15 protein-coding genes are annotated in these 15,424 nt (G+C 41.2%); 11 read left to right on the top strand and 4 right to left on the bottom strand.

Annotated elements, in window-relative coordinates; all coding sequences use genetic code 11:
- The first annotated feature begins 30 nt into the window (after positions 1–30).
- A complete protein-coding gene (cysB, locus tag BM739_RS02185) occupies positions 31–1,005 on the top strand; it encodes an HTH-type transcriptional regulator CysB (RefSeq protein ID WP_076537318.1) in 975 nt (324 codons plus the stop codon).
- Between the two features lie 82 nt (positions 1,006–1,087).
- Here cysB and purN read toward each other — a convergent pair whose 3' ends face one another.
- Both purN and purM read right to left on the bottom strand, forming a co-directional pair.
- Complete coding sequence (purN, locus tag BM739_RS02180) at positions 1,088–1,732, bottom strand: phosphoribosylglycinamide formyltransferase (RefSeq protein ID WP_076536840.1); 645 nt, start codon at positions 1,730–1,732, stop codon at positions 1,088–1,090.
- A complete protein-coding gene (purM, locus tag BM739_RS02175; RefSeq protein ID WP_076536838.1) occupies positions 1,733–2,770 on the bottom strand; it encodes a phosphoribosylformylglycinamidine cyclo-ligase in 1,038 nt (345 codons plus the stop codon).
- A 241-nt stretch (positions 2,771–3,011) separates the two neighbouring features.
- Between purM and upp the strand changes: the two genes are divergently transcribed.
- The gene (gene upp, locus BM739_RS02170; protein ID WP_076536836.1) at positions 3,012–3,638 is read left to right on the top strand and encodes a uracil phosphoribosyltransferase; all 627 of its coding nucleotides are present in this window, start codon (positions 3,012–3,014) and stop codon (positions 3,636–3,638) included.
- Between the two features lie 128 nt (positions 3,639–3,766).
- On the opposite strand, the gene BM739_RS02165 is transcribed toward upp, so the two are convergent.
- A complete protein-coding gene (locus BM739_RS02165) occupies positions 3,767–5,086 on the bottom strand; it encodes a Na+/H+ antiporter family protein (RefSeq protein ID WP_076536834.1) in 1,320 nt (439 codons plus the stop codon).
- A gap of 410 nt (positions 5,087–5,496) precedes the next feature.
- Here BM739_RS02165 and BM739_RS02160 point away from each other — a divergent pair, with 410 nt between their 5' ends.
- Complete coding sequence (locus BM739_RS02160; protein WP_076536832.1) at positions 5,497–6,102, top strand: peroxiredoxin; 606 nt, start codon at positions 5,497–5,499, stop codon at positions 6,100–6,102.
- A 125-nt stretch (positions 6,103–6,227) separates the two neighbouring features.
- Here the strand turns inward: BM739_RS02160 and rnt are convergent, their stop codons facing one another.
- On the bottom strand, positions 6,228–6,932 hold the full coding sequence (gene rnt, locus BM739_RS02155) for a ribonuclease T (protein ID WP_076536830.1): 705 nt from the start codon (positions 6,930–6,932) through the stop codon (positions 6,228–6,230).
- Between the two features lie 139 nt (positions 6,933–7,071).
- Between rnt and BM739_RS02150 the strand changes: the two genes are divergently transcribed.
- The 8 genes from BM739_RS02150 (at position 7,072) to pal (ending at position 15,380) form a co-directional block, all read left to right on the top strand.
- Positions 7,072–7,941, top strand: a complete 870-nt coding sequence (locus tag BM739_RS02150; RefSeq protein WP_076536828.1) for an OmpA family protein — start codon at positions 7,072–7,074, stop codon at positions 7,939–7,941.
- A gap of 649 nt (positions 7,942–8,590) precedes the next feature.
- The gene (locus tag BM739_RS02145; RefSeq protein ID WP_254843446.1) at positions 8,591–10,753 is read left to right on the top strand and encodes a prolyl oligopeptidase family protein; all 2,163 of its coding nucleotides are present in this window, start codon (positions 8,591–8,593) and stop codon (positions 10,751–10,753) included.
- A 279-nt stretch (positions 10,754–11,032) separates the two neighbouring features.
- A complete protein-coding gene (gene ybgC, locus BM739_RS02140) occupies positions 11,033–11,434 on the top strand; it encodes a tol-pal system-associated acyl-CoA thioesterase (protein WP_139326809.1) in 402 nt (133 codons plus the stop codon).
- Entirely contained in the window at positions 11,424–12,113 is a 690-nt protein-coding gene (gene tolQ, locus BM739_RS02135; protein ID WP_076536823.1) for a protein TolQ, read from the top strand. Before ybgC ends, tolQ begins: the two co-directional genes overlap by 11 nt.
- Positions 12,104–12,538 carry a protein TolR gene (tolR, locus tag BM739_RS02130; protein WP_102436497.1) on the top strand — a complete coding sequence of 145 codons (435 nt, stop codon included), beginning with the start codon at positions 12,104–12,106 and terminating at the stop codon, positions 12,536–12,538. Before tolQ ends, tolR begins: the two co-directional genes overlap by 10 nt.
- 4 nt (positions 12,539–12,542) lie before the next feature.
- Positions 12,543–13,475 carry a cell envelope integrity protein TolA gene (gene tolA, locus BM739_RS02125; RefSeq protein WP_076536819.1) on the top strand — a complete coding sequence of 311 codons (933 nt, stop codon included), beginning with the start codon at positions 12,543–12,545 and terminating at the stop codon, positions 13,473–13,475.
- 9 nt (positions 13,476–13,484) lie between these two features.
- Positions 13,485–14,813, top strand: coding sequence for a Tol-Pal system beta propeller repeat protein TolB (gene tolB, locus BM739_RS02120; RefSeq protein ID WP_076536817.1), 1,329 nt, complete (start codon positions 13,485–13,487; stop codon positions 14,811–14,813).
- 18 nt (positions 14,814–14,831) lie between these two features.
- The gene (pal, locus tag BM739_RS02115) at positions 14,832–15,380 is read left to right on the top strand and encodes a peptidoglycan-associated lipoprotein Pal (protein ID WP_076536815.1); all 549 of its coding nucleotides are present in this window, start codon (positions 14,832–14,834) and stop codon (positions 15,378–15,380) included.
- Positions 15,381–15,424 lie beyond the last annotated feature (44 nt).

Raw genomic sequence — 15,424 nt, 5'->3', positions numbered from 1 at the left:
GATGTGATTGGCAAGGGTGAAGGTCGTAACATGAAATTACAGCAACTAAGATATATTGCCGAAGTGGTAAAACATAACTTGAATGTCTCGGCTACCGCTGAAGACCTTTATACTTCTCAGCCGGGGATCAGCAAACAAGTACGGATGCTAGAAGATGAGTTAGGGATCCAAATCTTTGGTCGCAGTGGTAAACATCTCACACATGTGACCCCCGCAGGGCAGTTGGTTATTGATATTTCTAATGACATTTTGGGTAAAGTTGAAAGCATTAAAAAAGTATCAGAAGAATATACCCAGCCTAACCAAGGCGAGCTGAATATCGCAACCACTGATACTCAGGCGCGTTATGCTTTACCGCAAGTGATTAAGCCTTTTATTAAGCGCTATCCAAAAGTTAACTTACATATGCACCAAGGTACGCCATCGCAAATTAGTGAACAAGCTGCTCGCGGTGATGCCGACTTTGCCATTGCAACAGAAGCGATGCACTTATACTCAGATTTAATCATGCTGCCTTGTTACCACTGGAATCGTTCTGTGGTGGTGACCAAAGATCATCCATTAGCCAATCTTAAAACCTTAACTATTGAAGATTTAGCTGAATTTCCGTTAGTGACTTATGTATTTGGCTTTGATAAAGCCTCAGAAATAGAAAAATCATTTAATAAAGCCGAACTTGAGCCCAGAGTAGTATTTAGTGCCACGAGCGCAGATGTGCTAAAAACCTATGTCAGATTAGGCTTAGGCGTGGGTGTGATTGCATCTATGGCCATTGATCCCATTATTGACAAAGACTTGGTAGCCATTGACGCGAGCCATTTATTTGCCCACAGCACCACGAAAATAGGCTTTAGGCGTGGCAGCTTTTTAAGAAGTTACATGTATGACTTTATGTATAACTTCGCCCCGCATCTCACCCGTGATGTGGTAGAAAAAGCGGTCGCTTTACGTGACCAGCAATTAATTGATGAAATGTTTGCTGGTATGGCGTTACCTGTTCGCTAGTGTTGAACTTGAAGGGTGCTTAAACAAAAAATCTCGCCAATGCGAGATTTTTTATTTTAAGCTGTTAGCAACTTAACGTGATTTAGTCAGGTGCGTAACCATGAACGCCAATCGCTTTATCATCTAAATAGGCGATGTTATTCACCATTTTTAAACGCTGTAAGCTGAACCATTTAACGACCAGTGGGTAAATAGCATGCTCTTGTTCATGTACACGTGAAGCAAGCGTATCAATATCATCTTCTTCATAAACCGGTACTTTAGCTTGCAAAATCACAGGCCCTGCATCAAGCTGCGGAATAACAAAGTGCACACTGGCGCCATGTTCAGCATCTTTGGCTTCTATGGCTCTTTGATGGGTATTTAATCCAGTGTATTTAGGCAATAAAGAAGGATGGATGTTGATCATCTTTCCTAGATATTGGCTAACAAATTCATCAGATAAAATACGCATAAAGCCAGCAAGTACAATTAAATCAGGTTGATATTTCTCGATGGCTTGCTTCAGGCGTTGATCATATTGGACACGAGTTTCATCTTTGCGTGCAATAATGCAGCTAGTATCAATTTCACTCTGATGCGCACGGATTAATCCGTAGGCATCAGGCTTATTACTAATTACGCCGACCACCTCAGCACTGACATTGTCATCGCAACCATCAATAATGGCTTGTAAATTACTACCATTACCAGAGATGAGTACTAGAACACGACAGCAATCAGTCATCTAGTTAATCTCCACTTGCTCTTCGTCGCCTTGGCGAGTAGCAATTTCACCGATTAACCAAGCGTTTTCACCTTCAGCTTGTAGCAAGGTTAAAGCCGCATCAACTTGCTCTGCTGGTAAGGCGATGATCATGCCTACACCGCAGTTAAAGGTGCGGTACATTTCAAATTGTTCAATGTTGCCGTTTTCCATTAACCAATCGAAAACTACAGGCCACTGCCAAGAATCACCTTTGACAACGGCTTTGCAATCATTAGGCAGTACACGAGGAATATTTTCCCAGAAGCCGCCGCCAGTGATGTGAGCCATGGCATGCACTTCTGTTTGTTCAAGCAGCTTTAAAAGCGGCTTAACATAAATTCTTGTTGGTTCTAACAGATGATCGATAAGCGGCTTACCGGCTAAATCTTGCTTAGGATCAGCTTTGCTTACTTCAAGTACTTTACGAATTAAAGAATAACCATTTGAATGAGGACCTGTAGAACCCAGAGCAATTAACGCATCGCCAGATTTTACTTTAGTACCATCGATAAGGTTTTCTTTTTCAGCAACACCTACACAAAAGCCTGCTAAATCGTAATCTTCACCTTCGTACATGCCAGGCATTTCAGCGGTTTCGCCGCCAATTAAGGCACAACCAGACTGAAAACAGCCTTCTGCAATGCCATTAACAACTGAAGTTGCTGTTTCGACATCAAGCTTGCCTGTTGCGTAGTAATCAAGGAAGAATAAAGGCTCTGCACCAGATACGATTAGGTCATTAACACACATAGCAACTAAATCAACACCGACAGTGTCATGCTTTTGGTAATCAATGGCTAAACGCAGTTTTGTACCAACACCGTCAGTACCAGAAACTAATACAGGGTGTTTATATTTAGTTGGTAGCTCGCATAGCGCGCCAAAACCACCTAAATTGCCCATAACTTCAGGACGATGAGTGCGTTTTACTGCAGTTTTAATGTTATCTACTAATGCATTACCAGCATCGATATCAACGCCAGCGTCTTTGTAACTAAGTGGTGTAGGAGTAGTCACGGAGGATCCTCTAGGGTACATCGTTTTATGGGATTTTATGCGGCGATATTCTAACAGCTTGTGATCGTCGTCGAAAGCCATCATTTGGATTTATGCGCCCATGAAAACAGTTTTCTGTAATAGTTTTATTGTTTTAGCGTGAGATTGCCTGCAAATATGAAACTTTATGTTTTCTAATGAGGATAAATAAACTAAGATTTGAAGAATTTGCGAAAAATATCTCATCAATAGGAGTGCAAAAATGAAAGTCGTTGAAGTTAAACACCCGTTAATCCGCCATAAAGTGGGTTTAATGCGCGAAGCTGATATTAGTACTAAAAGATTTCGTGAGCTTGCTACTGAAGTCGGTAGTTTATTAACTTATGAAGCCACTTCTGATTTTGAAACTGAAAAAGTGACCATCCCTGGTTGGAACGGCCCTGTTGAAATTGAGCAGATAAAAGGCAAGAAGGTGACAGTGGTACCTATTCTACGTGCAGGCCTTGGCATGATGGACGGTGTTTTAGAGCATATGCCAAGCGCTAAAATTTCAGTTGTGGGTATTTACCGTGATGAAGAAACACTTGAGCCAGTGCCATATTTTGACAAGTTAGTCAGTAATGTTGATGAGCGCGTTGCCATTGTGGTTGATCCAATGCTTGCTACTGGCGGCTCAATGATCGCCACTATCGATTTACTAAAAAGCCGTGGCTGTGTGTCCATTAAAGCATTAGTGCTTGTGGCTGCCCCTGAAGGCATTAAGGCACTAGAAGCTGCCCATCCAGATATTGAATTATATACCGCCGCTATTGATGACTGCCTAAATGAGCAAGGTTATATTTTACCTGGTTTAGGTGATGCTGGTGACAAGATATTTGGTACTAAGTAATTAACCTCAGTTACTGACATTAGTTACTCGCATGAGTTACTAGCATTAGTCACTAACCTAAGTTAATAGCAGTGTTAAGCAATAAAAAGGGAGCCAATTGGCTCCCTTTTTACTGCTTTTTTTATGAACTACAAAACCATCGCTGCAATCCAACCAAATGCAATTAACGGAATGTTGTAATGAATAAAGGTTGGGATAACACTGTCACGAATATGATCGTGCTGGCCATCAGCATTTAAGCCTGCAGTTGGGCCTAAGGTTGAGTCAGATGCAGGAGAGCCCGCATCACCTAATGCCGCAGCTGTGCCTACCAAGGCGATTGTAGCCGCCACTGAAAAGCCAAAAGTCATTGCTAATGGCACATAAATCGTAGCAATAATAGGAATCGTCGAGAAAGAAGAGCCAATCCCCATAGTGATAAGTAAGCCTACCACTAGCATTAATAATGCCGCTAATGCTTTATTATCACCAATGATATCGCCTAGTGAGGTTACTAAGGTGCTGACTTCACCAGTCGATTTTACTACAGCAGCGAAACCTGCAGCTGCAATCATGATAAAACCAATATTGGCCATCATTAGCACGCCTTGGTTAAACATATCTTGTCTCACATCCGCTTTGATGATGCCAGAGAAGCGGAAAATGAGGAAACCCGTCAAGGCGCCAAAAATCATTGAATCGGTTTGTAGCTGCACCACTAAGGTTGCAAAAATGGCGAACAAAGAAATAACGATAGTTTTCTTGTTGATACTCACTGCTTTTTCAGTGGACTCGACATCTTTAATTTCATACTGACGTGGTTTACGGTAAGTGATAAATACCGCTATTAATAAGCCAGTGATCATCCCCAGAGCGGGTAGCATCATTGCCATTGGAATTTGCTCTTTAACTGCGCCAAGGCCATTATTGTTCAAATTAGCTAACAAGATGTCATTTAAGAAAATGCCACCAAAACCAATGGGTAAAATCATGTAGGTGGTTACTAAGCCAAAAGTGATGATACAAGCCACTAAGCGGCGATCAATGTTGAGCTTACTTAATACATGTAATAGTGGCGGAATTAGAATCGGAATAAAGGCGATATGAATAGGCAAAATATTTTGCGAGCTAATGGCCATGATTAATATTGACGCTAAGATCAACCAACGAACGACTAAGGTATTGGTGCTGTTTGGTTCTTTTCCCACTTTTCTAATGATGTTGTGGGAAATGAGCGTGGTTAACCCTGAGTGTGACAGTGCAGCAGCAAAGGCACCTAAAAGTGCATAACTTAACGCAATTTGCGCTCCGCCACCGAGACCATTATTAAAAGCGGTGATGGTTTGATGTATGTCTAATCCACCAAATAGGCCAGCCGCGAGGGCACTAATGGTGAGCGCGATGACAACATTCACACGCATAAGACTTAATGCAAGCATTAAGGTGACAGCAATTACGACGGCATTCATATTAATTAATTCTTATTGAGTTGTGTTTTAGATAATTATTCTGATCTTATTCTTATCTGTATAGGTATACATGTCCAGTTTATCTCTAACGAGTTTAAATGTTTTGCCTGCTTGTGATTGGGGTTTATGATTCTTGTAACAAGGCTTGTAAGGATGTTATTTTTATTCTTTATGTCACAGAATCTTTTTAATATGGAGCATTTATCAGCAGCTGAAATACTTTTCAGCATAAAGGGCTTATCTCTTTTATCAATAACGGGTAAGGTATAGCTCAAATATGAGAACAATATATCTATTTAGGTATGCATTAATGCGAGCTATCTCGCATATTGCTGCAGTTCGGGTATAATGCCATCCAGATTAACAGGCATTGTTTTAAATTTTTTTCAATCCATAGATGGAGATATAAAATGAGCGTATTAGTAGGCCGTCCGGCCCCAGATTTTACTGCCGCTGCGGTTCTTGGTACTGGTGAAATCGTTGATAGCTTCAACCTAGCGACTGCTATCAAAGGTAAGCAAGCTGTTGTTTTCTTTTACCCACTTGATTTCACTTTCGTGTGTCCTTCTGAGTTGATCGCATTTGATCACCGTATTGAAGAATTCACTAAACGCGGTGTTGAAGTTATTGGTGTTTCAATTGACTCTCAGTTCTCACACAACGCTTGGAGAAATACTTCAGTAGATAAAGGCGGTATTGGTGAAGTTAACTACACGCTAGTTGCTGACGTTAAACACGAAATCTGTAAAGCTTACGATGTTGAGCATCCAGAAGCTGGTGTTGCTTTCCGTGCGTCTTTCTTAATCGACAAAGAAGGTCAAGTACGCCATCAAGTTGTTAACGATCTACCACTAGGTCGTAACGTTGATGAAATGCTACGTATGATCGATGCATTACAATTCCACGAAGAGCACGGTGAAGTTTGTCCTGCTGGCTGGGAAAAAGGCGACAAGGGTATGACTGCAACTACTGAAGGTGTTGCTTCTTACTTAAAAGATAATTCTGAGCAGCTTTAAGTTTTTAGCGAATTAGATTAAAAAAGCTGCCAATGGCAGCTTTTTTGTTTTTAGGGTGTGTTAACCCAAGATGTTGTCTTTATTTAAGCCGCTATAGTTGTGATAACGGCTCAATTGAATCTTCATTAAGTTTCAGAGTTTGTCACAACGGCTGCATTTGTCTCAGGCCCTGCTGAAGCGTCTTCAGTGTCTTCTGCAACTGGCATAGGCCAGCCACCTAACGCTTTCCATCTATTGACGATATAACAAAAAAGTTCTGCAGTACGTTCAGTATCATATAAGGCGGAATGTGCTTCTTTGTTATCAAAATCAATGCCGGCCATTTTACAGGCTTTGGCTAATACCGTATGACCAATAGCAAGACCTGCAAGGGTTGCGGTGTCAAAGGTCGCAAAAGGGTGGAATGGTGAACGTTTTAAATCATTGCGCTCAATGGCTTTATTTACAAAGCCAATATCAAATGCCGCATTATGGGCAACGATAATACAGCGATGACAGTCAGCCGCTTTTTGCGCTTTTTTAACCATTTTGAAGATTTCTAGAAATGCTTGTTTTTCGTCAATAGCACCACGTAATGGATTGGTTGGATCAATCCCATTAAAGGCTAAGGCTTCAGGTTCAAGATTGGCACCTTCAAAAGGCTCGATATGAAAGTGAATGGTTTTATCCAATTCAATCACACCATCATCATTCATTTTAAGGGTGGTGACAGCTATTTCTAGCAACGCATCAGTTGCAGCATTAAATCCCGCAGTCTCGACATCGATAACTACAGGGAAGTAACCTCTAAAGCGGTGTTTGAATTTGTTTGCGTCGCAGATATCGCTCATTAAAAACCTCATTCTTCATTCTGGCGGCTATTATGCTAAAACTGCGCCTCGGTGTCATGTTTGATCGGCGAATAATTCTGCTAAAGAAAAATTAAATACTGCCGATAAAAATTATGTGACCAGCAATCGGGATGTTTTTATGTGGCGTAAATTACTTTTAGTAAGCAGTTTTTGTTTTGTATCTTCAGCACAAGCTGATTTACAACAATATGTTGCGTCTCTTGATGACTCGATGTGGCGTCTAAGCGAAAGTAGCCCGATAGAGTGCCGGCTTGAACATGACATCCCTGCATACGGCAAAGCTATTTTCACGAGTCGTGCAGGTAAAGACTTAAATTTGAATTTTAGTCTTGATATGTGGAATAAACCCGATCAAATCACCGAGGCGCAGCTGATCAGTAAAGCGCCCCAATGGCGACCTGGCGTTAATGCAAAAGAGATCACCACCTTAACCTACCATAAGCAGTTTAACGGTGAAGTGCCGCGTAAAGCCGCTTGGTCGATGCTGACAGAATTAAGTAAAGGCATGCAGCCGACATTTTATTATGCTGATTGGTACAACCGTACCGATAAAGTCGAGGTAGGGTTATCAGCAGCTAATTTTGGTGGCGAATATCGTCAATTCCGCTCTTGTTTGTCCACGCTATTACCTTATAGTTTTGACGATATCGCATTTACTGTACTTAATTATGAAGCAGGCGGCACGGCATTAACCCGCTTCTCTAAGCATCAATTAAACCGAGTGCAGGAATACTTATCTTATGACCCTGATGTTGAGCTAGTGTTTGTTGACGCTTATACCGATAGTTATGGTGGGCGTTCGGTTAACCAAAGGGTATCGGATAGACGTGCCGATTCTGTGGCCGATTTATTAGTTGCCAGTGGTATTGAGCAAAGCAGAATTCATAAAACCGGTCATGGTGAAAGACGCCATGTGGCATCGAATCAACTTTCAGAAGAAAGAGATCGCAACCGTCGAGTCGTGATTAAAATTTCTAAAACGATTTAAGCTACAGATGATAAATTGTCTAATTGGCTTAGTCAGGTGATTAGGCCTTTTTTGTCTCTACTATTTGTGTCTTATTCTCGAAAAACAGGCAAAAAAAAGCCCACTTAATAAAGTGGGCAAAAAATTTGTATTCACAAATTCAAGGAAGGAAGTCAAGCATAAGAACCAGGGATAAGTTGAGGTATTGGGATACATCAACTAGAAGTTCTTGGTTTTCTATAACTCAGTAAGCTATGTCAACTTAATAAGCTATGTCCTGAAAACAAGGCATATATTAGAGACTTTGCTCTAAGCTGACAAACTAGAAAAATTCCATCTTCGCATTAAAAAAACTAATGCTACTTTTGATTGGACTTTAGCGCTTAAGCACCCATTTATGAACTAAAAGCGCAATAAGTAAATTAATAATCATCTAGTGTGCATATTTAGTCGTAAACGCCCAAGATTTGATGATAATCAATTGTTAAGTTATTCAATTAAAGTATCTGGCTACTTATTTTTATTATAAATAATCTTGTGATAAGCCTATGAAATAGTCTTGTAATCACTAAATAAATACAGATTGTCGCAATAATTATATTTTGAGGTATATTACTTTCAGGCATGAAGCCACAATGCAAAAGAAGGTTGCTTAAAAATGATAATAAAAATGCCCTTATTACAGGGTTCACTACTCTCCATTGTCCTTGGAACTGTACTTGCTGGTTGTCAACACGCACCAGACTCCACGGTAGAACAAGTCACAAGTACCACTAAATATTCTTATCCAAATATAGTCGAACAAGATTTAGTTGAAACACTACACGGTGTGAGTGTTGCCGATCCTTTCAGACATTTAGAGCAAAATACGCCAGAAACTGAACAGTGGGTTAAACAACAACAAGATTTTGGTAGTCAGTATTTAAATAACATTAACAATAAGCAAGCTGTGGTTGATCGCATAACAGCGTTATGGAATTTTGAGAAAGTGTCAGCGCCATTTGAACATGGCTCAAATACTTTTTTCTATCAAAATGACGGCTTGCAGTCACAGTCTGTGTTGTATGTAACTGACAAAGATGGCAATTCCAAAGAATTACTTAACCCCAATACACTTTCTGAAAACGGTACCGTTGCGCTATCTGGTGTTTCTGTCAGTAATGACGGTAAAACACTGGCCTACGGCGTTTCAAAATCTGGATCTGACTGGCAGCAATGGCAGTTCATTGATATTGCCTCTGGCGCAGCGCTGGTCGATAAATTGGAGTGGATTAAGTTTTCAACCGCCACGTGGGACGCCAATAACCAAGGTGTTTATTATTCTCGCTATGATGCACCAGTCGGTGGCGATGCACTGGCTGATGTCAATTTTAATCAAAAAGTGTATTACCACAAAATTGGTACCCAGCAAGCTGAAGATATACTTATTTATGAGCGACCACAAAACAAAGATTGGGGCTTTGGAGCTGAAATAACCGAAAAGGGTGACTACTTATTATTAACTGTCACTCAAGGCACTGATAGCCGCAATCGGTTCTTCTATAAGTCACTGCAATCTGCTGATGCTAAAGTGGTTGAGTTAATCACCGATTTAGAAGCTCAATATGTTTTCCTTGGTAATGATGAAGAGCACTTCTATTTTAAGACAGATTTAGATGCGCCAAATGGAAAAGTCATTGAGATAAATATTAATCGCCCAGAAAAAGCCCATTGGCAAACCATTATCCCTGAGTCTAGCGATCCCATTAACGATATTGCGATTGTCCATGATAACTTTGTAGTGAGTTACCTACATGATGTATTAGGTAAAGTATCGATATACGGTTTAAATGGCACCAAAAGGCAAGATGTTGCGCTTCCAGGTAAAGGGCGTGTTTTAGGCCCATACGGAAAACGCAGTAAAGATTATTTTTATTTTGCCTTCAATAGCTATGTGCAACCGCAAACGATTTATAAGTTTGATTTTAGAAGCGGTGAAACCAGTTTATATAATCAGCCTAAAGTTTCGTTTAATCCCGATGACTACGTTTCTGAGCAAGTGTTTTATTCCAGTAAAGATGGCACCCGTATTCCAATGATGGTGTCTTATAAAAAAGGGGTAAGCCTTAATGGCGACAACCCAACACTGCTCTATGCCTATGGTGGCTTTTCGATTTCGATGACACCACGTTTTAGCCCTGCAAATATTGCCTGGCTTGATATGGGCGGAATATATGCCGTTCCCAATATCCGCGGCGGGGCAGAATATGGCGAAAGTTGGCATCAAGCAGGCATGTTCGATAAAAAGCAGAATGTGTTTGATGACTATTACGCTGCTGCGGAATACCTGATTGATAATGGTTACACCAACAAATCAAAGTTAGGTGCTTATGGTCGCAGTAATGGTGGTTTATTGATGGGCGCGGTATTAACACAGCGACCTGATTTATTTGCCGCAGTACTGCCAGCGGTCGGTGTGCTCGATATGCTGCGTTTTCAGAAGTTTACCATAGGTTGGGCCTGGGTCAGTGAATATGGCAGCGCCGATGTGGCTGAGCAATTCCCTGCATTATTAGCATACTCTCCGTATCATAATGTCAAACCAGGAGATTATCCTGCCACTATGGTGATGACAGCAGATCATGATGACCGCGTTGTGCCACTGCATAGCTTTAAATTTGCTGCGATGATGCAAAAACATCAACAAGCAGACAAGCCGGTGATTATGCGTATTGAATCCAATGCTGGTCATGGCTCTGGTAAACCTACTGCCATGAAAATTGATGAAGCTGCGGATATATACAGTTTCTTGTGGCACAGTTTTGGTTTAGCTATTCCGGCCAAAATTCATTAGTGATAATTTATGTTGAGATTAATATCTTGAAAGGCCTAGATTTACAGCTTATTCATGATGTTAATCTCAATTTTTATGTTACCTAAATGTAACTGCAAAAGGTGCTAACATTAAACTTTATTCATTTGCCGCCAATATCTCTGCAAAAGCCATATTTTAATGCCAAATTAAGTCTTAAACCCTAAAATAATCACCGTTTTGCTAGGTCGCTTTGTTCACAAGCGTGGTGGTACTCGGTATAGTAAGCCATCTTTTATTACGCAAAATTCACAATCGCTAATTATGTTTACATGGCCTATTTCTATTTATTATGAAGACACCGATGCTGGTGGTGTTGTTTATCATTCGAATTATTTAAACTTTTTCGAACGTGCTCGCACTGAGTGGTTAAAAGCTATGGGAATAAAGCAAACTGAATTGTTAGCTGATGACATTGCTTTTGTGGTGAAACATGCTGAGCTAGACTTTAAAGTTGCTGCAAGATTCGAGCAGAACTTAATTGTTGAATCTGAGCTCACAGAATTAAAAAAAGCCTCGCTGATATTTAAACAGCGATTGCTAGATGATAATGGTGTTAGCTATTGTGAAGCCACTATTGTTGTCGCTTGTATTGCTTTATCTCGAATGAGACCTAGGGCTATTCCATCCAATATTGTGCAGGAGTTTAATCGTGCAAGCTGAAATTTCTTTTATCGGTCTTTTTCTAGAGGCAAGTCTTCTCGTTAAGTTAGTGATGCTAACCTTATTATGTTTATCTATTGCCTCGTGGGCGGTAATCATTCAGCGCCGTAAATTGCTCAACTCAGCCCGCGCTAAATCAATAAAATTTGAAGATACTTTTTGGTCTGGTGTGGATTTGAATAAACTTTACAAAGAGTTGTCAATTCGCGGCGAATCATTGACTGGCCTTGAAGCATTATTTGTCGCAGGCTTTAAAGAGTACTCACGCTTAAGCTCAGCAAACAGTAAGTCTCCTGAAGCGGTTATGGACGGCACATCTAGGGCGATGCGAGTCAGTTTATCCCGTGAAGTTGAAAAACTTGATACTCATTTACCTTTATTAGCCACAATCGGTTCAACCAGTCCTTATATCGGCCTGTTCGGTACAGTATGGGGCATTATGAATTCATTTATTGCATTGGGCACAGTAGAAAATGCCACTTTAACTATGGTAGCACCGGGTATTGCTGAAGCTTTGATCGCGACCGCTATGGGGTTATTTGCTGCGATTCCAGCTGTTATTGCCTATAACCGTTTCTCGACACAAGTAGAAAAACTTGAAATGGCCCACGTTAACTTTATGGAAGAATTTTCTAACATATTACAACGCCAAGCCTACAGCGAGAAGGAATCGGTGTAATGTATCAACGTAAGCGCCGCCGTCCAGTTGCCGAAATTAATGTTGTACCTTATATCGACGTAATGTTGGTGCTGCTTATTATTTTTATGGTGACAGCGCCAATTGTTTCACAAGGCGTAAAGGTGGAACTACCTCAAGGCAAAGCTGAACCATTATCGGCAGAAAGCAAACCGCCTATTGTTGCCTCTATTGATGAGTTTGGTGAATATTTTCTTAATGTGGGTAGCGGATCAAATAACGATCCACTCTCCTTGGATGAAATTTCAGTGCAAGTGGGCGCAATGATCCAGCTTGAGCCAGAAAGACCAGTTGTAGTAAAAGCTGACCGTCGCATTGCATATGAAAACGTGATTCAACTCATGGTCAGTTTACAAGGTGCTGGTGTACCTGCGGTGGGCTTAATGACTGATTCGCCAGAGGAGTAGTTTAGTGGCTGTTAAATCTGAATTAACTTTACCCGTTGTTATTTCTGCCGGCATTCATATTGGTGTTATCGTGGTGCTTGCTTTAGGCATTAGTTTTGAAGATAAACCTAAACATTTACCACAAACCCAATCCGAACCCATTGTGCAGGCCGTTGTGGTTGAACAGCAGCGCATTAATGACCATGCTGAAAAACTTAAACAACAACGAAGCGATGCCGAGCGAAAAGAAAAACAACGTCAAGCTGAAATTGATAGACAAGCGCGCAAAGCTAGAGAAGAAGTGCGAAAAGAACAAGAGCGTATTAAGCAGCTTGAAATTCAACGTAAGCAAAAAGAGCAAGAAACCATAAAAGCCAATAATGCCGCTAAGGCTGCGCAGCAAAAAGAAGCTGCAGAAAAAGCCAAAGCAGAAAAGGCCGCCGAACTTCGTAAACAGCAAGAAGCTGAGCGTATAGCTGCAGAGAAAAAAGCTGAAGAAAAGCGTCAGCGTGAAGAAGCGGCAGCGGCTAAAAAGCGTGAAGAAGACAGAAAACGTAAAGAAGAAGCAGAACGTAAGCGTAAAGCCGAAGAAGCTGAACGAGCTCGCCAGGAAAAAGAAATGGCCGATGCGATGGCTGCTGAGCAAGTTGCCTTATCTGCAACCCGTAATAAGCAGGTTGTATCTGAGGTAAACAAGTATACCGCGATGATTAAATCAACCATCCAACGTAATTTGGTTGTTGATGAGTCAATGCGTGGTAAAAGTTGCCGTGTGTTAATTCGATTAGCGCCAGATGGCTTTGTTACCGCGAGTCAAACATTAAGTGGCGATCAAGTTGTTTGTCGTGCAGCGAAAGCTGCGATAAATAAAGCAGGGCGGTTACCAGTTTCTTCTGAAGCTGATGTGTATAACAAAATGAAAGAAATTAATTTAACCGTATCACCGGAATTTAATTAAAGGGGTCACATGAAGATTTTGGCAAAATGGTTAACACTATTTGTAGTACTTGTAAGTAGCAGTGCGAATGCTGCATTAGATATCGTTATTACTGAAGGTGTTGATGCTGCAAGACCTATCGCGGTTATGCCGTTTGTATGGCAAGGCACTGGGCCTGCACCTGAGCGTATCAGCGATGTGGTGACCAGTGACTTAGCTCGCAGTGGCACATTTAGTCCGCTTGATGCGCGCAGTTTACCGCAAGCAAATATCAGCACTGTGAAAGAGTTTACCTCTCAAGTGTGGAATTCAACGGCATCTGAAGCGTTATTAGTGGGCTCAATTAAGCCTTATGGCACCAATCAATATTTGGTGAGTTTTGATCTGATTGATTTAGTCAAAGCCCAGCTACAAACTGATAAAGGCCCAATGAAAAACAGTGAGCTTCTGCTTGAGAGCCGTGAAACTGTTATCAGTGAAGCACAGTTTAGACAATATGGTCACCGCATTAGTGACATTGTTTATGAAAAATTAACCGGTATTCGCGGGGCATTTTTAAGTCGAGTCGCTTATGTTGTAGTTAAACAAGGTGAAAAATCTCCTTACCATTTGATGATTGCCGACTATGATGGTTATAACGAGCAAATGTTACTTCGCTCGCCTGAGCCATTAATGTCACCAAGTTGGTCACCTGATGGCAGACGTTTAGCTTATGTGAGCTTTGAAAACCGTAAAGCGGAAATCTTTGTGCAAGATATTTATACCCAAGAGCGTACTAAAGTCAGTTCTCATCAGGGGATTAATGGCGCACCGAGTTTCTCTCCAGATGGTAAAAAGCTTGCTGTGACCCTATCTAAAGATGGGCAGCCTGAAATTTACGTAATCGATATTGCCAGTAAAGCGATAAAGCGTATTACTAATCATTATGCTATCGATACTGAAGCATCGTGGATGCCAGATGGAGAATCACTTATTTTTACCTCTGAGCGCGGCGGAAAACCGCAAATTTACCAAGTGAAACTCAGCACAGGTAAAATTTCACGTATGACCTTTGAAGGCGAGTGGAACTTAGGTGGCACGATCACTCCAGATGGTCGCAGTATGATTTTTGTAAACCGTACTAACGGGAAATACAATATTGCACGAATGGACTTGCAAACCCGTTTTATGCAAGTGCTGACATCAACGACCCTTGATGAGTCGCCAAGTATTGCACCAAATGGCACCATGGTTATCTATGGTACTACACACCAAGGCAAGCAAGTGCTCGCTGCGGTGTCTATGGATGGACGATTTAAAGCAAGATTACCCGCAGGTCAAGGTGAAGTTAAATCACCAGCCTGGTCACCATTTTTATAATATTAATAAGGATTTCCAATGAATCTGAATAAGTTGTTTAAAGCTATGTTAGTTGTTGTACCTGTTATGGCATTAGGTGCATGTAGCACAACTTCAGAATCTGAAACCGATGCAAGTGGTTCTACAAGTGGCTCAACCACAACTACTGGCGGTGAATACGGTTCTGGTGGTGTTGAAACAGGAGGCGTTGCACCAATCTTAACGCCTGAAGAGCAACAACGCGTAGAGCAAGAAGAATTACGCGCTCAAAATATCATTTATTTTGATTTTGACCGCAGTGAAGTACAAAGCGAAAACGCTGCCATTATTCAAGCTCATGGCAATTACTTAGTTGAGCATCCAAATGTTCGCGTATTAATCGAAGGTCATGCCGATGAGCGTGGTACACCTGAATACAACATTGCTTTAGGTGAAAGACGTGCAAAAGCCATTGCGAAATACCTTCAAGGTATGGGTGTACAGCCAAGTCAAATGAGTGTTGTTAGTTATGGTGAAGAAAAGCCATTAGATTTCTCTCGTAGCGAGAGTGGCTTTGCTAAAAACCGTCGTGGTGTTTTAGTTTACTAATCATCGCGGTTGAGCTGACGTAATAGGAAGGCCAGCACTTGCTG

Origin of the sequence: Shewanella sp. UCD-KL21, from assembly GCF_001957135.1 — a bacterium.
In the GTDB taxonomy this organism is placed as follows: Bacteria; Pseudomonadota; Gammaproteobacteria; order Enterobacterales; family Shewanellaceae; genus Shewanella.
This window is presented reverse-complemented; position numbering and strand designations above follow the sequence as displayed.

What these genes read in the sequence shown, in the direction of transcription:
- cysB (WP_076537318.1), top strand. Translation starts at nt 31, where the DNA reads ATGAAATTACAGCAACTAAGATATATTGCCGAAGTGGTAAAACATAAC.
- purN (WP_076536840.1), bottom strand. Translation starts at nt 1,732, where the DNA reads ATGACTGATTGCTGTCGTGTTCTAGTACTCATCTCTGGTAATGGTAGT.
- upp (WP_076536836.1), top strand. Translation starts at nt 3,012, where the DNA reads ATGAAAGTCGTTGAAGTTAAACACCCGTTAATCCGCCATAAAGTGGGT.
- BM739_RS02165 (WP_076536834.1), bottom strand. Translation starts at nt 5,086, where the DNA reads ATGAATGCCGTCGTAATTGCTGTCACCTTAATGCTTGCATTAAGTCTT.
- BM739_RS02160 (WP_076536832.1), top strand. Translation starts at nt 5,497, where the DNA reads ATGAGCGTATTAGTAGGCCGTCCGGCCCCAGATTTTACTGCCGCTGCG.
- rnt (WP_076536830.1), bottom strand. Translation starts at nt 6,932, where the DNA reads ATGAGCGATATCTGCGACGCAAACAAATTCAAACACCGCTTTAGAGGT.
- BM739_RS02150 (WP_076536828.1), top strand. Translation starts at nt 7,072, where the DNA reads ATGTGGCGTAAATTACTTTTAGTAAGCAGTTTTTGTTTTGTATCTTCA.
- BM739_RS02145 (WP_254843446.1), top strand. Translation starts at nt 8,591, where the DNA reads ATGCCCTTATTACAGGGTTCACTACTCTCCATTGTCCTTGGAACTGTA.
- tolB (WP_076536817.1), top strand. Translation starts at nt 13,485, where the DNA reads ATGAAGATTTTGGCAAAATGGTTAACACTATTTGTAGTACTTGTAAGT.
- pal (WP_076536815.1), top strand. Translation starts at nt 14,832, where the DNA reads ATGAATCTGAATAAGTTGTTTAAAGCTATGTTAGTTGTTGTACCTGTT.